Consider the following 18,337-nt stretch of genomic DNA (forward strand, 5'->3'; position numbering starts at 1 on the left):
CCGGGGGAAGGAGGCGACATGATCTGGATCTGCCTGGTCGCCGCCCTCGCGGTGGTGTTCCTGTTCCGGGCGTTCCGCGTCGTGCGCCGGGTCAGGCGGAGTGGCGCGGGGTGACCAGCCCCGACTCGTAGGCCAGCACCACCAGCTGCGCCCGGTCGCGGGCGCCGATCTTCGTCATGATGCGGCTGACGTGGGTGCGCGCCGTCGCCGTGGAGATCACCAGGTGGGCCGCGATCTCGTCGTTCGACATGCCGCCCGCCACCAGGCCCAGCACCTCGCGCTCGCGGTCGGTGATCTCGCGGACCGCGCTCGTGTCGATGCGCCGGTTCTCCGGGCGGCCGACGAACTCCTGGATCAGCCGCCGCGTCACCGTCGGCGCCAGCAGCGCCTCTCCGCTCGCCACCACCCGCAGCGCGCGCAGCAGCTCGACCGGCTCGGTGTCCTTCAGCAAGAACCCGCTGGCACCCGCGCGCAGGGCTTCATAGACGTACTCGTCGACGTCGAAAGTGGTCAGGACCAGCACTTTCGTCGCGGCGAGGTCGGGGTTCGCGGTGATCCGGCGGGTGGCTTCGAGACCGTCGACGCCGGGCATCCGGACGTCCATCACCACGATGTCCGGCTTGTGCGCGATCGCGCCGGCCACGGCTTGCTCGCCGTCACCCGCCTCGCCGCAGACCTCGAAGCCGTCTTCGGTCTCCAGCAGCACGCGGAACCCGGCGCGGACCAGAACCTGGTCGTCGGCCAGCAGGACGCGGATCATGCTTCCCCCTCGATCGGTAGCTCGACGCACACTTCGAAACCGCCGTCGACCGGCCCGGCGGTGCACCGGCCGCCCAGCGCGGCGGCACGTTCGCACATCCCCCGCAGGCCGTGGCCCGGTGTCGGCGGGGCGGTGCCGCGGCCGTCGTCACGCACTCGCAGCGTGAAGCTTCCCGGCTTCCGCTCGAACCGGACGTCAACGCGTTTCGGCTGGTCGGCGTGCCGGACGACGTTGGTCAGCGACTCCTGCAGGATCCGGTACGCGGCCGCGTCGACGGGAGCCGGGAGGTCGCCGGGCTCGCCGTGGACGTCGACCGTGAGACCGGCGTCCCGCGCGTGTTCCAGCAGCTCGGCGGCCTGGGCGAGGCTCGGCGCGGGCGCTTTGTCCTCACCCGAGCGCAGCACGGCCAGGGTCGCGCGCAGGTCCTTGAGCGCGGACGCGCTGGCCGCCTTGATGTTGAGCAGCGCCTCTTTCGCCTGCTCGGGCCGCCGGTCGGCGACGTGCGCGGCGACGCCCGCCTGGACGTTGATCATGGCGAGGCTGTGCGCGACGACGTCGTGCACCTCGCGGGCGATCCGCAGCCGTTCCTGCTCGGCGAGCCGGTGGCGGTGCTCGTCGGCCTGCTCGCGGCGGGCGGCGAGCGCGTCGAGCTGGTAGCGGACGGCGGTCCCGACCCCGATGACGGCGATCAGCCACACCACGACGAACCCGGCGCCGGCCGCCAGCGTGAACGACCCGGTCGTCACGATGTGCGCGAGGTAGGCCGCGGCGAGCGCGGCCGAGCCGGTGATGCCCGCCGTGAGCGGCCCCCGTTGCCGGGTCAGCACGAACAACGCGATGGTCGGCACGATGATGATCGGCCCGCCGGGCAGCCCCGAGGTGTAGTAGCCGAACGCGGACGCGGCCGTCACCAGGAACAGCGTCAGCGGGAAGCGGTGCACGACGAGCAGGGTCAGCGTGGTGGCGACGAGCCACAGCCCGGCGCCCGGCGTCATCTGCGGCGAGCTGGGATCCCATCGCGACGCCCCGCTGGTCGCCCCGAGCACGAACCCCGTGACCACGATGGTGCGCACCACGCGCCCCACCCACGGGGACCAGCCCGGTTGCCATCTCATGTCGCGAAAACTACCGGTCGCCGCGGGTCCGCGCGTCCGTCACAGAGCGACAGTCCGCGTACGTCGTCAGTCGAACATCAGCGGGAGCTTGGCCGCCGTCTCCTCGTCGGCCGGGGTGTAGGTCGACACCGTGATCTCCGAGCGGCGGCCCGAGTAGAGGTAGGTGAAGTTGAACTGCAGCAGCCCGACGTCGGGGTGCAGGTACCGCTTCGTGCGGATCGGCTCGGAGTTGACGTCGTGGTGCGGCCAGAGCTCGGCGAACAGCGGCGACTCCGCCTTGAGCCGCTTGACCAGGTTCTTCCACGCCGGCTCGGCGACGTGCTCGGCCATCGCCGCCCGGAAGGACGCGATGACGCGCGGGATGTTCGTGTCCCAGTCGAGCATCCGCTCGCGCCACTGCGGGTTGAGCAGGCACTGGACCAGGGTGTTGCGGTCCTCGAACGGGATCGCGTCGACGTCGCCCATCAGCCAGCTGTAGCCGCGGTTGTAGCCCAGGAGGTCGCAGCGGGCGTTGCGCACCGCGACCGGGTACGGCTCCAGCTTCTTCAGCATCAGCTCCAGCTGCGGCGAGATGACCTGGCAGTCCTTCTCGCTCTCCGGCTCGGGCGCGCCGGCCAGGCGGAAGAGGTGGGTGTGCTCGTGCGGGTCGAGCCGCAGCGTGCGGGCGATCGCCTGCAGCACCTGCTCGGACGCGTTGATGTCGCGCCCCTGCTCGAGCCACGTGTACCAGGTGACCCCGACGCCGGCGAGCTGCGCGACCTCTTCGCGGCGCAGCCCCGGCGTCCGGCGGCGGCCCAGCAGCGGGAGGCCGACCTGCTCGGGCGTGATCCGCTCACGCCGGCTGCGCAGGAACCTCGCCAGCTCCTGGCGGCGGAGTTCGGATTCGACGGCGGTGGTCATGGTGCCAGGATCGCACGCGCCCGAAACTGGTACCAGGTAGTGATGGTACCTGGATAAACAACAACTGGTACCAGTTTGGAAGTGGGCCGATCGTAGTACCCATGACCACGACTCAACTCGCGCCGACCACCCTCGGCGCTCCTGCCCGGCCGGGACTGACCCCCGCCGGCCTGGTCACCGTGCTGCTGGGGGCGGCACTGCCGATCATCGACTTCTTCATCGTCAACGTCGCGCTACCGACGATCGATGCCGACCTCCACGCGTCCACGGCGACCCTCGAACTGGTGGTGGCCGCCTACGGCATCGCGTACGCGGTGCTGCTGGTGGTCGGCGGCCGCCTCGGCGACGCGTTCGGCAGGCGGCGGCTGTTCTTCGTGGGCCTGTGGCTCTTCACGTTGACGTCCCTGGCCTGCGGAATCGCCCCGACGGCGACGACGCTGGTGATCGCCCGCGCCGCGCAGGGGGCGGCGTCGGCGATGCTGCTGCCGCAGGTGCTGTCGATCATCCAGGCGACGACGTCCGGCGAAGAACGTTCGCGCGCGCTGGGGCTCTTCGGCGCGACGGGCGGGTTGTCGACGGTGGTCGGCCAGCTCCTCGGCGGCGGCCTGGTGGCGGCCGACCTGTTCGGCACCGGCTGGCGGCCGATCTTCCTGCTGAACGTGCCGATCGGGCTGGTGGTACTGGTGATGGCCCGCCGGCTGCCGGAGAGCCGCGCACACAACCCGCTGGGCGTCGATCGCCTCGGCACGCTCCTCCTGGCGGTGACCCTGCTGTCGCTGCTGGTCCCGCTGATGGAGGGCCGGGCACTGGGCTGGCCACTGTGGACGATCGTGCTGCTGGCGCTGTCGCCGTTCTCGGCCGCGGCTCTCGTGCACGTCGAACGGCGCTCGGAGCGGCTCGGGGGAACGCCGCTGCTGCCGCCGTCGGTGCTGCGCCTGCCGAGCGTCCGGCGCGGGCTGATGGTGGCGGTGCCGTTCTTCGCCGCGTTCGGCTCGTTCATGTTCGTGTTCGCGATGACGCTGCAGGAGGGCCTGCACTTCGGGCCGCTCGGCGCGGGCGGCGCGCTGACCCCGCTGGCGGTCGCGTACTTCACGGTGTCGATGCTGAGCAGCCGCCTGGTGGCGCGCTACGGCCAGAAGGTCGTGCCGATCGGCGGCGCGATCACGGCGCTCGGCATGGTGGCCCTGCTGTGCACGACGCTGGCGGCGTGGCCGCACGTGACGATTCTCGATCTGGCCCCGGCGATGGTGGCGATCGGCGTGGGCAACGCGCTCGCGATGACGACGTTGTTCCGGATCGTGCTGTCGCACGTGCCCACGGACCTGGCCGGGGTCGGGTCGGGCGTGATGACGACCAACCAGCAGACGGCGCTGGCGCTGGGCGTGGCGACGCTGGGGAGTCTGTACGCCTCCCTTTCGGGTTCGCTGGGGAGCCGGGACGCGTTCGCGCTGGTGATCGGCGTGGTGGCGGTGCTGGCGGCGATCGTCGCGGTCACCGGGCGGCGGCTGCCCGACCCGCGGGTCTGAAAAAGTCCGGGATTCACCCGTCGGAAAAGGTGCGCGCCGGACGACTATGAGGGTGTGACGGAACCGCGGGTACGACCGGACCCGGCCTTCGCGCTGCTCGGGCTCTACGAGACCGCGCTGCCGGAGGTCTACGGGTACCTGCTGTCCCGGTGCGGTGACCGCACGCTCGCCGAGGAACTCACGTCCGAGACGTTCCTCGGGGCGGTCGCCGCCTGTCGCAAGGAGTACGCACCTCCAGTGAGCACCGGGTGGCTGATCGGCGTCGCCCGGCACAAGCTCGCCGACCACTGGCGGCGCAAAGAACGTGAGGAACGCGGGCTGCGGCTGGTGCACGACAGTGAACCGGACGTCGACGACCCGTGGGACGAGCGGCTCGACGCCCTGCGCGCGAGACAGGTGCTCGATTCCCTCGGGTCGCACCACCGCGCGGCCCTGACCCTGCGGTACGTCGACGGCCTCGGCGTGCCCGAGGTCGCCGGCCACCTGGGACGCAGCGTGCACGCCACCGAGGCGTTGCTCGTGCGGGCCCGTGCCGCGTTCCGGCGCGCCTACGAGGAGAAGGAGGGTCGCGATGCCTGAGCCTTTCGACGCGCTTCGCCGGCCCTCCGAGCGGGTCGCCCCCGACCCGGACTTCGCCGCCGAACTGCGCGACAACCTGCGTCGCGTCATCTTGAACGGAGCCGATATGACGACCACTTCCGAGGCACCGGCCACCGACGCCGAACTGCGCTCGCTGACGCCCTACCTCGCGGTGTCCGACGCGCGCGCCGCGCTCGACTTCTACGTCGACGTCTTCGGCGCCGTGCGACGCGGCGAGCCGATCCTCATGGACGACGGCCGCATCGGGCACGCCGAGCTGGCGATCGGCGACGCGGTGCTGATGCTCGCCGAGGAGTACCCGGAGATCGGCCACGTCGCCCCGCAGGCCGGGGGCGCGTCGGTGCGGGTGGAGGTGCCGGACGCGGACGTCAGCGTGACCCGGGCTCTGGAGCTGGGGGCGACGCTGATCCGCGCGGTGAGCGACTCGCCGTACGGCCGGGGCGGCTCGTTCCGCGACCCGTTCGGCCAGCGCTGGCTGGTTTCGCAGGCGACGCCCAAGCCGGCACCCGCGTCGAAGCCGGGCGAGGCCATGTACTTCACGTTCCAGGTCCCGGAGGCCGAGCCGGCGAAGACGTTCTACGGCGCGGTGCTGGGCTGGGAGTTCACGCCGGGTTCGGTCTCGGACGCCTGGTCGTTCTCGGGCCCGGGCCTCGAAGGCGGCCTGTGGGCGGGCGACCGGCAGGTCGGCTGGAAGCTGATGTACGCGGTCGACGACCTCGCGGCGGCCCTGACGCGGGTCGGCGAGCAGGGCGGCCGGGCGGGCGAGGTCGAGAACCACCCGTACGGCACCACGGCCGACTGCACCGACAACCAGGGCATCGAGTTCTGGCTCTGGGAACGCCCAGGCAGCTAACGTCCCGCCGCGTAGCCCTGCATGCCTCGGGCGTTGGCCGCCGCGCGCAGCAGGCCGTCGGAACGGGAGACCGCTGACAAGCGGCCCAAAGCCCAGTCGCCCGCGTCGATCAGGGAGTGGCCGCGGTCGCGGAGGGCGTCCAAAGTGGACGTACCCAGGCGGGACTCGACCACCAGCTCGCGCGGGTTCCACGAGCGCGGGTAGAACGAGCTCGGGAACGCCGTCGTGTGCCAGGCCGGGGAATCGATCGACTCCTGGAGGTTCAGGCCGCCGTACACGTGGGCCAGCCAGAAGCACAGCTGCCACTGGTCCTGCTGGTCGCCGCCCGGGGTGCCGAATGCCAGCGTCGGGACTCCGTCGCGCAGGGCCAGGGACGGCGACAGCGTGATGCGGGGGCGCTTGCGCGGGGCCAGCGAATTGGGCAGCCCCTGCTCCAGCCAGAACATCTGCCCGCGCGAATCGAGGCAGAACCCGAGTGACGGGATCGTCGGGCTCGACTGCAGCCAGCCGCCCGACGGGGTCAGCGAGACCAGGTTGCCCGCCGCGTCGACGACGTCGAGGTGGACCGTGTCGCCGCGGGTTTCGCCCTGGGGGCCGACCGTCGGCTCGCCCGTCGCGCCGCCTTCCGCTTTCACGCCCTGCAGCGAATCCAGGATCGCCGGGAGCCGGGCCGGACCACGCGCGTCCCCGGGGCGAAGCTCGGCAGACGCCGTATCGGTGATCAGGGCACGCCGGGAATCCGTGTAAGCAGCCGAAAGCAGCACGTCCAGCGGGACGTCGGTGTCGCCGTACCAGGCCTCGCGGTCGGCGAAGGCCAGCTTCGCCGCTTCGGTCGCCAGGTGCACCGTGCGCTCCGAGGGCACGCCGTCCACATAGGACAGCTCGTCGCGGAAGCCGTGCATAAGCAACGCCTGCTGGAGCAACGCCGGCCCCTGCGTCCAGCCGCCCATCTTGACCAGGCGCCAGTCGTCGACGTCCACGAACGCCGCGTCCTCGTACGACGCCGACCACGACGCCAGGTCCTCGCCGGTCAGCAGGCCCGCGTGGTCGCGGCCGGAGTCGTCGCGGAACGCCGTCCGGCTGAACGCTTCGATCGCTTCGGCGACGAAGCCCTGTGACCAGGCACGACGTCCCGCGTCGATCTGCGCCTCGCGACCCGAGACGGACTCCGCCTCGCTCAGCAGCCGTTCCCAGGTGTCCGCCAGGGTCGGGTTCCGGTGTAGGCCGGACGCGGGCTTGCCGTCCGGCAGCCAGAGCGACGCCGACGTCGGCCAGTGCTCGACGAACAGCCGCTCGACGGCTCGGATCGTGTCGCCGACCCGCGACACCAGCGGGGTGCCGTTGCGCGCGTAGCCGATCGCGTACGACAGCACCGAGCGAAGCGGCTTCGTGCCGTAGTCGCGAAGCAGCAACAGCCAGCCGTCCCAAGCGCCGGGGACGGTCGCCGGGAGCAGGCCGCTGCCCGGGATGAGGTCCAGCCCCAGCGACGCGAAGTGCTCCGGCGTGGCCCCCGCGGGCGACGGGCCTTGACCGGCCAGCGCCCGCGGGGTCGGGTCGTCCGCCGTCACGAAAAGGCCGGGTACCTGGCCTGCCGGGCCGCAGAGGTGCGGTTCGGCGACCTGCAGGACGAACCCGGCGGCGACCGCCGCGTCGAACGCGTTGCCGCCGTCTTCCAGCACCGCCATCCCGGTGGCCGAAGCCAGCCAGTGCGTCGATGCCACCATCCCGAAGGTGCCGGCCAGCTCGGGCCTCGTCGTGAACATGCCCCGATAGTACGCAAAGCTAAGGAACTTACCAGCGAGCCGGGCGACGCCGTTCCGGCTCGTACGGCTGCGTGATGATTTCCATCCCGTTGCCGCCGGGGTCGAGGAAATAGACTCCGCGGCCGCCGTGGTTGTGGTTGATTTCGCCGATCTGCTTCCCCATCGGATCGGCGTGGTAGGTCACGCCCGTTTCGACGAGCCGCGCGAACACGGCGTCGAAGTCGTCCTCCGGGATCAGGAAGCAGTAGTGCTGCAGGCGAAGGTCCTGCTCAGGGATGGTCGCGAAGTCCAGCCGGACGCCGTTGCGCGTCTCGACGGGAATGAACGGACCCCATTCCTCCCCGACTTCGAGGCCGAGCAGGGTCGCCAGGAATTCGGCGGATTCCCGGTGGTTCCGGGACGGGACGATCAGATGGTTCAATTCAACGGAAACGGATACTGACACGAGTGAAATGCCTCCGGGGCACTCCCGCCACCTCCATGCCTCACCCAGCCGGTGACCGACACGCGATGCCGTGCGGCCAGCCTAGCCAAGAGGCGGCCGTCAAGAAACCTTGATTCGCGCCGCCGCCCGCGGCCGCCCGACGCCCTGCCAGGACAGTCCCGCGTCGACGATCACCCGCGGGTCGAGCAGGTTGCGCGTGTCGACGACGTCGATGCCCTCCATGAGCTCGGCCATCGCCGCCCAGTCGAGGTGCTTGAACTCGGCCCATTCGGTCAGCACGACGACGGCGTCCGCGTCCTTCGCGACCTGGTAGGCGTCGTCGACCACGGTCATCCCGTCGATCCCGCCGTCGACGGCCGGGTCGTAGGCGATCAGCTCGGCGCCCAGCGCGCACAGCACCGAAGACACGGCGAGCGCGGGCGAGTCGCGCAGGTCGTTCGTGCCCGCCTTGAACGCCAGGCCCAGCACGCCGATGCGCGCGCCGGCCAGCGTGCCGCCGACCGCGCCGGCGATCTTCGCGACGATCCGGTCGCGCTGGGCGATGTTCTCGTCGATCGCCGAGGTCAGCATCCGGAAGTCGTAGTTGACCGACTCGGCCACCTTGACCAGCGCACTCGTGTCCTTCGGCAGGCACGAGCCGCCCCAGCCCGGGCCGGGCTTGAGGAACGTCCGGCCGATCCGGCGGTCGTGGCCCATGCCTTCGGTGACGAGGTCGATGTCCGCGCCGAGCCGTTCGCAGAGCTCGGCGATGGAGTTGACGTACGAGAGCTTCAGCGCGAGGTAGCAGTTCGCGGCGTACTTGACCAATTCGGCGCTGGCGGCATCGGCGACGACGACCGGCGCGTCCAGCTCGGCGTACAGCTCGCCGACCCAGTGCGCGGCCGCGCGGTCGTCCGAGCCGACGACGATCCGGTCCGGGCCCAGGAAGTCCGCGACCGCGGTGCCTTCGCGGAGGAACTCGGGGTTCGACACCACCGGCACGTCGGTGCGGCCGAGCATCTCCTCGATCCGCTTCGACGTGCCGACCGGCACGGTCGACTTGGTGACCAGCGCGCAACCTGCGGGCAGGACGTCGCCGATCTCGGCGGCCACCGCCTCGACCGCGCGCAGGTCCGCGGAGCCACCGGCCCCCATCGGCGTCGGTACGCAGAGGAACACCGCCTGGGCGTCGCGGACCGCGTCGCGCGCGCCGACGACGAACTGGAGGCGGCCGGCCGCGATCCCGCGGGCGACCAGGTCGGTCAGCCCGGGTTCGAGGATGTCGACGCGCCCCGCGCTCAGCCGGGACACCTTCGCGCGGTCGACGTCCACGCAGGTGACGTAATGACCCAGGCCGGCCAGGCAGGCCCCCGTGGTCAAGCCGACGTAACCGGTACCTACCACCACGATCCGAGCTGGCGTCATGGTGCTGAAGGTGACAGCCGGAGTTGACCACGACGCTAACGGAACCGGTCGTACCCGAAAGCGGTGAGCGAAGACACGAATCGCCCCTGCGAACGAGCGTTAACCTGTGTCTCGAGTCAGAGCAGCGAAGGGAACCGCACAGATGCAGATCACCGACACCGCGGCGCTCGTCACCGGGGGCGCGTCCGGCCTCGGCGGGGCGACGGCGAAGGCCCTCGCGGCCAAGGGCGCGCGGGTGTTCGCGCTCGACCTCGCGCCGTCCATCGAGAAGGCCGAGCAGGTCGACGGCATCACCTACGTCGAGGCCGACGTGACCGACGTCGAGCAGGTCGAGGCGGCCGTCGCGACCGCGGCCGGGTCGGGGGTGCCGCTGCGGACGGTGGTGAACTGCGCCGGCATCGGGCCGTCCGCGCGGATCCTGTCGAAGAAGGGCCGCCACGACCTCGCGCTGTACGCGAAGGTCATCCAGATCAACCTGATCGGCACCTTCAACGTGCTCACGGTCGCGTCCGAAGCGATCGCGAAGACCGAGCCGCTCGAGGACAACGCCCGCGGTGTCGTCATCAACACCGCGTCCATCGCCGCCTTCGACGGCCAGATCGGACAGGTCGCCTACTCGTCGTCCAAGGGCGGCGTTGTCGGCATGACGCTCCCCGCGGCCCGCGACCTGGCCTCGCACGGCATCCGCGTGCTGACCATCGCGCCGGGCATCGTCGACACCCCGATGCTCGCCACGGTCAGCGACGAGTTCCGCGCGACGCTCGCCGCCGGCATCCCGTTCCCGAAGCGCCTCGCGCGGCCGGACGAGTACGCGCAGCTCGCGCTGTCGCTCATCGACCACGACTACCTGAACGGCGAGGTCGTCCGCATGGACGGCTCGCTGCGGATGGCCCCGCGCTGACGCCAGGGGCGGCACTTTCGTCAGGAAAGTGCCGCCCTGGGCCCTCAGCGGGTGAGGCGGACCTCCAGGCCGATGCCGTCGGTCGTCACCGAGCAGCCGCCGAAAGCGCTCTCCGCGGCCAGCTCCTCGAACTGCTCCCGCGTGAACGCCCGGCGTCGCAGCCACCCCAGCGTCTGCCGCACGGTGAAGCCGCTGACCGCGCCGACGTTCATGCCGGCGACTTCGCGGCCGATGTCCGCGCCGGTGGCCTCGTGGTTCAGGTCGTGGATCACCGCGAACCCACCCGGGCGCAGCACCCGGTGCATTTCGTTCAGCGCGGCCACCGGCTGCCGGAAGTTCTTGAACGCCGCCTGGCAGACGAGGAAGTCGAACGACTCGTCGGCGAACGGCGCGCGTGTGACGTCACCCTGCCGGAAGTCGACGTCCACCCCGGCCTTGCGCGCTTCTTCCAGCGCGATCTCCACCATCGTGTGGCTGATGTCGAGCCCGGTGACGTGGAAGCCGCGCTTCGCCAGCTCCACAGCGAAGAAGCCCGGCCCGGGTGCCACCTCCAGGACGTCGGCGCCCTCCGCCAGCCCGGACGTGACCTCGGCGGCCTGCCGCCGGTACTGCGCGAGCTGCGGCTCGGTGCCCCGGTTCTTGGCGTACCAGCGCGCCTGGAAGCCCTCCATCTCGGGCACGCGGTGCTTGCGGGTCGTCTCCATCGGTTCCTACCTCTCCACGAACTCCCCCAGGTCGTCCGGGAATTCGCCGGTTTCGTGAAAGCGCCGCCAGGCTTCGATGCCGGGCAGGGCGCCGGTGGTCAGTTCTTCGAGGAAGCCGCGCACCCAGCGCCCCTCGGCCTCCGTCATCGCGATGTCGTACTCGACCTCCACCAGGAACAGCCGCGGCATCAACGGCCGTAGCTGCTCCAGGGCCGCCCGCTGCGCCTCGACGTGGTCGTCGAGCTGGGCAAGCCGCTGCCGGAGCCGGCTGATCGCCTGGTCGGGGCCGAGGATGCCGATCATCGACAGCCCGGCCCGGAACCGCGGTGGTTCCTTTTCGGCCGTGCCGACGAGCTCGCGGACCCAGTCCTCGAACTCCGCCCGCCCGGCCGGGGTGATCCGGTAGACGGTCCGCTCGGGCCGCCCGCCGTCCTTGACGCTCTCGACGGCCTCCAGGAAGCCGTGCTTCTCCAGGTTCGCGACGACCGTGTAGAGCGAGCCCCACTTGATCGGCATGTCGGCGTCCTTGCCGCGTTCCTTCAGCACGGCCGCCATCTCGTACGGGTGCATCGCGCGTTCCAGCGCGACGGACAACACGGCCAGGCCCAGCATGCTGGCGACTTTCCGCTTCTTGATGTCGACTCCTCGTTCACGAGTACTCGCAGACGAGTATACGCAAGACGTGCCAGCAGGCAAGTGTCTTAGTCGGCGAACTACTCAGAGATCGAACATGTACGGCACTTCGGCCTGCGCCCGCACGTCGATCCACTCCCGCAGTGCGTGGGTCGCCAGGACGTCGTCCTCGTTATAGCGCAGCAGTCGCTCGCGCTGGCCGGCGTCCGGCGTCTCGCCGTCCATGCCGACGGCGTCGCGGTACCAGCGCATCGACGCCTCGCCGCCCGCCTCCGGGTCACGCCAGGCGAACCCGGCGACCGGGGCGATCACCTTCAGGCCCTTGCCCTGGGAGCACAGGAACTGGTCGGTGACGCTGCGGAAGAGGTCGACCCACTCCTCGGAGTCCACAAAGGACTGGATTTCCTTCTTCGTGGGGACGCCCGGGTGCTCGCCGAAGCGCTCGACCGAGCCGAAGAGCCAGCGGTTCTCGGCGAGCGCGTTGTAGCAGTAGGCGCGGAAGGTCAGCCCGGCCGCTTCGGTGCGCTCGCGGACGTCGGTGAGCCAGGCCCAGAACTCGGCGAAGGACCGGGCTTCGTCGTCGGTGGGCAGCGGATCCCACGTCGCGAAGGCGCGGTAGCCGGGCTCCAGCCCGATGTCGGCCCCGGTCAGCAGGCAGCCCCAGAGGTACGCGCCGGCGTCGCCGAAGCTCTCCATGTCGACGTCGACCTCGACGTCGGCGCGCGGCACCTCGACGCGGTCGACGCGGCGCACCAGCGTCAGGTCGGCCAGCCAGGCGCGGGCGAGCACGACGGCGTCCGGGAACGTCACGCCGGTCCAGTTGATCTCCGGCGCCTCGCCCGCCGGGTCGAGCGCGGCCAGCTTGTCCACAGTGGACACGCCGGCGCGGCGCAGCTCCACCGCGTCCTCGCCGCGGACCACGAGGCTGACGTCGCGGGTCTCGGTGAGCACCACCTCGCACGTCGGCCACCACGGGCAGCGACGGCACTCCAGCACGCGCGACGGCTCGGCCAGCGGCTCCTCGCCGTTCGCGGCCGCGCTGGCGATCGCGAGCCGGTCGGCGAACCGGGCCTGGTACTCGGTGAGCGCGCTGCGCCCGCCCGGCCAGGTGCCCGCGGTGAGGTCGTGCCAGACGACGACGTCGGCGTCGAGGCCGATGACGCCGCCGAGGGTGAGGCTCTCGTCGGCCTGCCCGAGCGTCTGCAGCATGCGGCGGATGTGCACGAGCCGGAGCTGGTCACGCGGCTGCGACCGGACCTTGCGGCTCTCGTCGGCGCCGCGGTGGGCCGGGTCGAGGTCGGTCAGGTCCGTGACGATCGCGCCGGTGCCGCGGTCGGAGATCCGGTGGCGCACGACGAGCACCGGGACGTAACCGCGGCCCGTGCGCACGAGCAGGTCGATGCCGCCGCGCCGGTGCCCGGCCGGGTCGACCGGCAGCAGCGCGCCCCAGATGTAGGGCGCTTCGGCGGCGAAAGCCTGTTCGGTGAGCTCGACGCGTTCGTGGGCCGGGAGGTCGCGGCCGATCTTCACCCAGTGGCCGGGGTTGGCCGCCATCAGCCGCGTGACGATGTCCTCGCGGTGGGCGGCGGCGTCGTCGATCCGCTGCTGCGCGGTGGGGTCCGGCGGGGAAAGCGGTACCTCGCGCATCGCCGGGTCGTGCTCCAGGTGCACGCGACGGCGGCAGCGGCTCACCGCTCCCGCGTCGAGTACCACCTCGCCCTTCATGGAGATCACTCTAGATTCCCACCGCCGAGCCGACATGCCCGCCACCCGGGCGACCAGTAAGTTCGACCTCGACACGTCGCAGGAGGTGCCATGGCGCGCAAGGCCAAGGTCGAGGGTGAAGCCAGGTTCACCCCCAAGAAGGCGAAGAACGCGGTCGCGGTGGCGAAGGTGCTCGGCCCCGTCGTGATCCCGGTGGTCGCGCCGTTCGCGGTGCGCGCGGCGGGCTCCGCCCGGGAGCTGTACGACCGCTACCAGGCACGCAAGCTCGGCGTCGCGGTCGACCAGCTGGGGTCCTACACCGGTCGCGGCGCGGCCCTGCACGCCCGGATCGCCGGGCTGGCCGACGGGTGCCGGGATCTCGAGAAGTCGGAGAAGGCGTCGGCCGCGGACAAGACGTTCGTGAGCGAGTCGCTGAGCACGCTGGAGCAGCTGTCGGCGTCGGTGCGAGCGGCGGAGCGGATGCCGGCGGCGCGGCGCAAGGCCGTGCACCGCGCGGTGGCCGGCGAGCTGGAGCGGCTGGAAGGCAAGCTGCTCAACCGGCTGGGGATCTGACCCGGAGACGAAAGCGGCCCCCGGTGCGCGCACCGGGGGCCGTTTCGGTCCGGGTTACTTCACGAAGCCCTTCGAGACCATCCAGTCGTGGGCTACCTTGCCCGCGTCCTGGCCGTCGACGTCGACCTGCTTGCACAGCTGGACCATCTGCTCGTTGGTGATCGCCGCGCTGATCTTCTCCAGCGGGCCGCGCAGGTCCGGGTGCGCCTTGATGAACTCCGTGCGCAGCGTCGCGACCGCGTTGTACTGCGGGAACGCCTTCTTGTCGTCCTCGAGCACCCGCAGGTTGAGCCCGGAGATCCGGCCGTCGGTGGTGAACACCTCGCCGACCGGGCACGTGCCGCCCGCGACCGCCGAGTAGATCGTGCCGATGCCGAAGTTCTCGATCTTCGGGTTCTGGAAGCCGTAGGCCTTCACCGCGGCCGGGAACCCGTCCTGGCGGCTGGTGAACTCCGTCTCCAGGCAGAACACCGCCTGGTCCGGCTTCTGCTTGATGAACGCCGCGAGGTCGGACGTCGTCTTCAGGTTGTTCTGCGCGCCGTACGCCTCGGTGACGGCGAACGCGTACTGGTCGTTGAGCGGCGAGTAGTTCAGCCACGTGACGCCGAACTTCTCTTCGTCCGCCTTGGCCGTCGCCTCGTACTGGGCCTTCTCGCCGCCGGGCACCGGGAGCTCGTTGCCCTGGTAGTTGATCCAGCCCGTGCCGGTGTACTCCCACGTGACGTCCGTCTGACCGGACAGCAGCGCCTGCCGCGACGAGTTGGACCCCTTGATGTCCGACAGGTCGACGACGTCCGCGCCCGACGCGGTCAACGCCATCTCGGCCATGTAGGCCAGGATGATGTTCTCGGTGAAGTCCTTCGACCCCACCGTGACCTTGAGCCCGTTCAGCGACGGGATCGGCTGGATCGTGCCCGGCTGGATGTCGTAGGGCACCCCCTGGTTGATCGACAGACCGCACGCCGAGAGCGTGCCGCAGAGCAGGGCCACCCCGGCGAGTGCCTTCATCCGGCGGAGTTTCATCGCAGCCCCTTCGGTCCGAAGAACTGTTCCGCGACCGCGCCCAGCCAGTCGACCAGCAGCGCGAGCGCCACGGCCAGCACCGAGCCGGTGACCAGCACCGAGGTCAGGTTCAGCTTGTACCCGGTGTCGATGAGCAGCCCGAAGCCGCCGGCGTTGACGAACATGCCGAACGTCGCCGTGCCGACCGCCAGCACCAGCGAGGTGCGCAGGCCGGCCAGGATCAGCGGAACGGCCAGCGGCATCTCGACCCGCCACAGCACCGCGGCCGCCGACATGCCGATTCCGCGGCCCGCGTCGATCAGCGCCGGGTCCACCTGCTGGATCCCGACCATCGTGTTCCGCAGCACCGGCAGCAGCGAGTAGAAGGCCAGCGGCAGCGCCGCCACCCACAGCCCGCCGACCGAGCCGGTGACGATGAACCACAGCACCAGCACACCGAGCGCGGGCGCGGCTTGGCCGATGTTCGCGATCGCCAGGAAGATCGGCGCGAGGAAACGTGCCCACGGGCGAGTCACGATCACCCCGAGCGGCACCGCGACCACCACGACGATCGCGACCACCACGAGCGTCATCAGCACGTGGTCCCACAACGCCGTGAACAGCGAAGAGGCGTTGAGCGTCTCCTTCTCGGTCGCGGTCAGCCCGCTGGAGAACACCCAGATCAGCGTGACGGCGACGATCACCAGCACCACGACGGGCTGCGCGAACAGCCGGACGCGTTCGGCGCGCTTGGAGCCGGACTCGGTACTGAAACCGGTATCGACGGCAGCCGTCATGCGGACACCTCCTCGCCGTTCGTGTGCTCCTCGCGCAGCTGCTGGATGGTCGCGATCACGGTGTCCAGCTGGATGGTGCCCGCGTACTCGCCGCGCGCGCCGGTCACCGGCACCGAACCGCCTTCGGCGAGCATTGCCTCGAGCGCGTCCTGCAGCGTCGACTGCAGGCTGACGATGTCCCGCAGCGGCTTGCCCGCGTTGGCCAGCGACGCACCCGGGGTCAGGTCGCGGGCGTGCACCCAGCGCGTCGGCCGGCGGCGAGCGTCCAGCACCAGCGCGAAGTGCTTGCGCTGGTCTTCGAGCTTCTTGCGGAGCTCGGCCGGGTCCTCGTCGACCCCGGCGGTCAGCGCGTCCTGGGCCAGCTCGACGTCCCGGACCCGCAGCAGCGTCAGCTGCTTCAGCGACGCGCCCGCGCCGACGAAGCCGGCGACCGTGTCGTTCGCCGGGTTGGCCAGGATCGCCTCGGGCGTGTCGTACTGCATGATCGACGACTGGTTGCCGAGCACCGCGATCTTGTCGCCGAGCTTCACGGCCTCGTCGAAGTCGTGCGTGACGAACACGATCGTCTTCTTCAGTTCGCTCTGCAGCCGCAGCAGCTCGTCCTGCAGGTTGCCGCGGGTGATCGGGTCGACCGCGCCGAACGGCTCGTCCATCAGCAGCACCGGCGGGTCCGCGGCGAGCGCCCGCGCGACGCCGACGCGCTGCTGCTGCCCGCCGGAGAGCTGGCGAGGGAAGCGGTCGCGGAAGTCGCCCGCGTCCAGCCCGACCAGGTCCATCATCTCCTCGACCCGGTCGTTGACCTTCTTCTTGTCCCAGCCGAGCAGGCCGGGCACCACGCCGATGTTCTGCGCGACGGTGAAGTGCGGGAACAGGCCGGCCTGCTGGATCGCGTAGCCGATCCGGCGGCGCAGGGTGTCGACGTCGAGCTTCAGCGCGTCGTCGCCGCCGATGGTGATCCGGCCGGACGTGGGCTGGACCAGCCGGTTGATCATCCGCATGGTCGTGGTCTTGCCACAGCCGGACGGGCCGACGAAGACCACGATCTTGCCGGCGGGCACGACCATCGAGAAGTCGTCGACCGCCGCTTCGCGGGTGCCGGGGTACCGCTTGGTCACGTGCTCCAGCTCGATCTCGACGCCGGAGACTTCCTCGTTCTCAGCCACGGACACCCCTAGAGATGGTGAAACGCTTGATCAGGACGTAAATGCCGTCGAGCAGCAGGGCGAGAATGACCACCCCGACCGTGCCGGTGACGGCTTGGTTCAGGGAGTTCGTGCTCCCCGCGTTCGTGAGCCCGGAGAAGACTTCGGCGCCGAAGCCGGGGCCCTTCGCGTAGGCGGCGATCACCGCGATACCCATCAGCATCTGCGTGGCCACCCGCATGCCGGTGAGGATCGCCGGCCAGGCCAGCCGCAGCTCGACCCGGGTGAGCACGCCGAAGCGGCTCATCCCGATGCCGCGCGCGGCATCGGTGATCGCCGGGTCGACGCCGTCGAGCCCGACGATGGTGTTCCGGACGATCGGCAGGAGGCCGTAGAGCACCAGCGCGATCACGGCCGTCGTCGGCCCGAGCCCGGAGATCGGGATCAGCAGGCCCAGGAGGGCGAACGACGGGACCGTCAAGATCGTGCTCGCCAGCGCGGTGGCCACCGCCGAACCGATCGGGCTGCGGTAGACCGCCACCCCGATCAGCACGCCGAGGACCGCCGCGAGGATCGTGCACTGCACCACCATGCTGGTGTGCAGGTAAGCCTCCAGCCAGAGCTTGCTCGCCCGGTCGGAGATGTAGTCGAAGAGGTTCATCCGTGTCCGCTCTCCCGCCTTTGCGCAGGCCTTCACCCGATCGGGCTAGTTCCTGACCGACGGCTCAGTACCCAGCGCGACGCCGGACCAAACCCCCGCTTCGGCCTACCGGTTTCGCCAACCTTGGCCTTTCCGAGCGTGATCGGCAAGAAATGACCTGAACCACGGCGTGGCGCGGGCCGTGAACCGGGTGTGTGCTCACTTCACGGGATCACACGTTCAGCCGGGAGCAAGTCCCTTAGGCTGCTCCTCATGAGCGTTCCGGCCCGGCGTCCCGCCGCGCTGGGTGCTACCCGTGGCATGTCGCTCGCCGTGTGCGCCGGGGTGCTCTCCGTGACCGCGCACCGGCTCGCCGACGGGGGCCTGCCCGACCCGGCGATGACCGTGCTGCTGGCCGGCCTCTTCGGCTGGACCGCGAGCGCGCTGGCCCGCAAGGCACGCGGGACCGTCACCACGATCACCCTGCTCGGCGCCGCCCAGCTCGTGATGCACCTGCTGCTCACCACGCTCGCCGGGCACCACGACATGTACGCGATGCCCGGCAGCACCGGGCTCGGCATGGTCGCCGCGCACGCGGTCGCGACCCTGGTCACGGCGCTCCTGCTCGCCCGCGCGGACGCGATGCTCCTCACCGTCCTCGCGGTGCTGCGCGCGATCCTGCCGCGGCTGCTCACTCCGCTGCCGGTCCCGGCGGCTCCCGCGCTCGTCCCGGTGCGCGTCGACGCGCCGGGCCACCTCGTCGGCGTCGACCTGCGCCGGATCCGCGGGCGGCGCGGCCCACCCGTCCACTCCTGAGACCCAGCTCATCCCCCGAACAGCGAACCCCCGAGTTCGCTGCCCTTTCTTGAGTTCAT

Annotated in this window: 19 protein-coding genes; 6 read left to right on the forward strand and 13 right to left on the reverse strand. The window is 70.8% G+C overall.

Annotated elements, in window-relative coordinates; translation table 11 throughout:
* Positions 1-91: 91 nt before the first annotated feature.
* The 3 genes from QQ657_RS18085 to QQ657_RS18095 all read right to left on the reverse strand — a co-directional run bounded on the left by QQ657_RS18085 (position 92) and on the right by QQ657_RS18095 (position 2,775).
* The gene (locus QQ657_RS18085; protein WP_284743335.1) at positions 92-760 is read right to left on the reverse strand and encodes a response regulator; all 669 of its coding nucleotides are present in this window, start codon (positions 758-760) and stop codon (positions 92-94) included.
* Complete coding sequence (locus QQ657_RS18090; protein ID WP_284743336.1) at positions 757-1,875, reverse strand: sensor histidine kinase; 1,119 nt, start codon at positions 1,873-1,875, stop codon at positions 757-759. Before QQ657_RS18090 ends, QQ657_RS18085 begins: the two co-directional genes overlap by 4 nt.
* A 66-nt stretch (positions 1,876-1,941) precedes the next feature.
* Complete coding sequence (locus QQ657_RS18095) at positions 1,942-2,775, reverse strand: helix-turn-helix transcriptional regulator (protein ID WP_284743337.1); 834 nt, start codon at positions 2,773-2,775, stop codon at positions 1,942-1,944.
* A 101-nt stretch (positions 2,776-2,876) separates the two neighbouring features.
* Between QQ657_RS18095 and QQ657_RS18100 the strand changes: the two genes are divergently transcribed.
* The 3 genes from QQ657_RS18100 to QQ657_RS18110 are packed head-to-tail and all read left to right on the forward strand — an operon-like array spanning position 2,877 to position 5,754.
* A complete protein-coding gene (locus QQ657_RS18100; RefSeq protein ID WP_284743338.1) occupies positions 2,877-4,301 on the forward strand; it encodes an MFS transporter in 1,425 nt (474 codons plus the stop codon).
* A gap of 54 nt (positions 4,302-4,355) precedes the next feature.
* Positions 4,356-4,880, forward strand: coding sequence for an RNA polymerase sigma factor (locus QQ657_RS18105; protein WP_284743339.1), 525 nt, complete (start codon positions 4,356-4,358; stop codon positions 4,878-4,880).
* Positions 4,873-5,754 carry a VOC family protein gene (locus QQ657_RS18110; protein ID WP_284743340.1) on the forward strand — a complete coding sequence of 294 codons (882 nt, stop codon included), beginning with the start codon at positions 4,873-4,875 and terminating at the stop codon, positions 5,752-5,754. The genes QQ657_RS18105 and QQ657_RS18110 overlap by 8 nt, the downstream gene beginning before the upstream one ends.
* On the opposite strand, the gene QQ657_RS18115 is transcribed toward QQ657_RS18110, so the two are convergent.
* The 3 genes from QQ657_RS18115 to QQ657_RS18125 all read right to left on the reverse strand — a co-directional run bounded on the left by QQ657_RS18115 (position 5,751) and on the right by QQ657_RS18125 (position 9,366).
* Complete coding sequence (locus QQ657_RS18115; protein WP_284743341.1) at positions 5,751-7,517, reverse strand: gamma-glutamyltransferase family protein; 1,767 nt, start codon at positions 7,515-7,517, stop codon at positions 5,751-5,753. The genes QQ657_RS18110 and QQ657_RS18115 overlap by 4 nt on opposite strands.
* Before the next feature lie 28 nt (positions 7,518-7,545).
* A complete protein-coding gene (locus QQ657_RS18120) occupies positions 7,546-7,938 on the reverse strand; it encodes a VOC family protein (RefSeq protein WP_350310683.1) in 393 nt (130 codons plus the stop codon).
* Positions 7,939-8,061: 123 nt separating this feature from the next.
* Complete coding sequence (locus QQ657_RS18125; RefSeq protein ID WP_284743342.1) at positions 8,062-9,366, reverse strand: UDP-glucose dehydrogenase family protein; 1,305 nt, start codon at positions 9,364-9,366, stop codon at positions 8,062-8,064.
* 142 nt (positions 9,367-9,508) lie between these two features.
* Here QQ657_RS18125 and QQ657_RS18130 point away from each other — a divergent pair, with 142 nt between their 5' ends.
* Complete coding sequence (locus QQ657_RS18130) at positions 9,509-10,267, forward strand: SDR family NAD(P)-dependent oxidoreductase (RefSeq protein ID WP_284743343.1); 759 nt, start codon at positions 9,509-9,511, stop codon at positions 10,265-10,267.
* Between the two features lie 44 nt (positions 10,268-10,311).
* On the opposite strand, the gene QQ657_RS18135 is transcribed toward QQ657_RS18130, so the two are convergent.
* The 3 genes from QQ657_RS18135 to QQ657_RS18145 all read right to left on the reverse strand — a co-directional run bounded on the left by QQ657_RS18135 (position 10,312) and on the right by QQ657_RS18145 (position 13,329).
* A complete protein-coding gene (locus QQ657_RS18135; protein WP_284743344.1) occupies positions 10,312-10,971 on the reverse strand; it encodes a class I SAM-dependent methyltransferase in 660 nt (219 codons plus the stop codon).
* A gap of 6 nt (positions 10,972-10,977) precedes the next feature.
* Complete coding sequence (locus QQ657_RS18140; RefSeq protein WP_284743522.1) at positions 10,978-11,607, reverse strand: PadR family transcriptional regulator; 630 nt, start codon at positions 11,605-11,607, stop codon at positions 10,978-10,980.
* An 81-nt stretch (positions 11,608-11,688) separates the two neighbouring features.
* On the reverse strand, positions 11,689-13,329 hold the full coding sequence (locus QQ657_RS18145) for a TM0106 family RecB-like putative nuclease (protein ID WP_284743345.1): 1,641 nt from the start codon (positions 13,327-13,329) through the stop codon (positions 11,689-11,691).
* A 90-nt stretch (positions 13,330-13,419) separates the two neighbouring features.
* Here QQ657_RS18145 and QQ657_RS18150 point away from each other — a divergent pair, with 90 nt between their 5' ends.
* Positions 13,420-13,881, forward strand: a complete 462-nt coding sequence (locus QQ657_RS18150; RefSeq protein WP_284743346.1) for a DUF6474 family protein — start codon at positions 13,420-13,422, stop codon at positions 13,879-13,881.
* Between the two features lie 54 nt (positions 13,882-13,935).
* Here the strand turns inward: QQ657_RS18150 and QQ657_RS18155 are convergent, their stop codons facing one another.
* The 4 genes from QQ657_RS18155 to QQ657_RS18170 are packed head-to-tail and all read right to left on the reverse strand — an operon-like array spanning position 13,936 to position 17,483.
* Entirely contained in the window at positions 13,936-14,904 is a 969-nt protein-coding gene (locus QQ657_RS18155) for a glycine betaine ABC transporter substrate-binding protein (RefSeq protein WP_284743347.1), read from the reverse strand.
* The gene (locus QQ657_RS18160; RefSeq protein WP_284743348.1) at positions 14,901-15,680 is read right to left on the reverse strand and encodes an ABC transporter permease; all 780 of its coding nucleotides are present in this window, start codon (positions 15,678-15,680) and stop codon (positions 14,901-14,903) included. Before QQ657_RS18160 ends, QQ657_RS18155 begins: the two co-directional genes overlap by 4 nt.
* Positions 15,677-16,843, reverse strand: a complete 1,167-nt coding sequence (locus QQ657_RS18165; protein ID WP_284743349.1) for an ABC transporter ATP-binding protein — start codon at positions 16,841-16,843, stop codon at positions 15,677-15,679. The genes QQ657_RS18160 and QQ657_RS18165 overlap by 4 nt, the downstream gene beginning before the upstream one ends.
* The gene (locus QQ657_RS18170) at positions 16,836-17,483 is read right to left on the reverse strand and encodes an ABC transporter permease (RefSeq protein WP_284743350.1); all 648 of its coding nucleotides are present in this window, start codon (positions 17,481-17,483) and stop codon (positions 16,836-16,838) included. The genes QQ657_RS18165 and QQ657_RS18170 overlap by 8 nt, the downstream gene beginning before the upstream one ends.
* Before the next feature lie 252 nt (positions 17,484-17,735).
* Between QQ657_RS18170 and QQ657_RS18175 the strand changes: the two genes are divergently transcribed.
* Positions 17,736-18,278, forward strand: a complete 543-nt coding sequence (locus tag QQ657_RS18175; RefSeq protein ID WP_284743351.1) for a hypothetical protein — start codon at positions 17,736-17,738, stop codon at positions 18,276-18,278.
* Positions 18,279-18,337 lie beyond the last annotated feature (59 nt).

Origin of the sequence: Amycolatopsis ponsaeliensis, assembly GCF_030182635.1 — a bacterium.
Classification (GTDB): Bacteria; Actinomycetota; Actinomycetes; order Mycobacteriales; family Pseudonocardiaceae; genus Amycolatopsis; species Amycolatopsis ponsaeliensis.

Bases quoted from the DNA above. Each gene is read 5' to 3' on its own strand.
- QQ657_RS18085 (WP_284743335.1), bottom strand. From the start codon at position 760: ATGATCCGCGTCCTGCTGGCCGACGACCAGGTTCTGGTCCGCGCCGGG.
- QQ657_RS18090 (WP_284743336.1), bottom strand. From the start codon at position 1,875: ATGAGATGGCAACCGGGCTGGTCCCCGTGGGTGGGGCGCGTGGTGCGC.
- QQ657_RS18095 (WP_284743337.1), bottom strand. From the start codon at position 2,775: ATGACCACCGCCGTCGAATCCGAACTCCGCCGCCAGGAGCTGGCGAGG.
- QQ657_RS18100 (WP_284743338.1), top strand. From the start codon at position 2,877: ATGACCACGACTCAACTCGCGCCGACCACCCTCGGCGCTCCTGCCCGG.
- QQ657_RS18110 (WP_284743340.1), top strand. From the start codon at position 4,873: ATGCCTGAGCCTTTCGACGCGCTTCGCCGGCCCTCCGAGCGGGTCGCC.
- QQ657_RS18115 (WP_284743341.1), bottom strand. From the start codon at position 7,517: ATGTTCACGACGAGGCCCGAGCTGGCCGGCACCTTCGGGATGGTGGCA.
- QQ657_RS18125 (WP_284743342.1), bottom strand. From the start codon at position 9,366: ATGACGCCAGCTCGGATCGTGGTGGTAGGTACCGGTTACGTCGGCTTG.
- QQ657_RS18130 (WP_284743343.1), top strand. From the start codon at position 9,509: ATGCAGATCACCGACACCGCGGCGCTCGTCACCGGGGGCGCGTCCGGC.
- QQ657_RS18135 (WP_284743344.1), bottom strand. From the start codon at position 10,971: ATGGAGACGACCCGCAAGCACCGCGTGCCCGAGATGGAGGGCTTCCAG.
- QQ657_RS18145 (WP_284743345.1), bottom strand. From the start codon at position 13,329: ATGAAGGGCGAGGTGGTACTCGACGCGGGAGCGGTGAGCCGCTGCCGC.
- QQ657_RS18150 (WP_284743346.1), top strand. From the start codon at position 13,420: ATGGCGCGCAAGGCCAAGGTCGAGGGTGAAGCCAGGTTCACCCCCAAG.
- QQ657_RS18155 (WP_284743347.1), bottom strand. From the start codon at position 14,904: ATGAAACTCCGCCGGATGAAGGCACTCGCCGGGGTGGCCCTGCTCTGC.
- QQ657_RS18160 (WP_284743348.1), bottom strand. From the start codon at position 15,680: ATGACGGCTGCCGTCGATACCGGTTTCAGTACCGAGTCCGGCTCCAAG.
- QQ657_RS18170 (WP_284743350.1), bottom strand. From the start codon at position 17,483: ATGAACCTCTTCGACTACATCTCCGACCGGGCGAGCAAGCTCTGGCTG.
- QQ657_RS18175 (WP_284743351.1), top strand. From the start codon at position 17,736: ATGAGCGTTCCGGCCCGGCGTCCCGCCGCGCTGGGTGCTACCCGTGGC.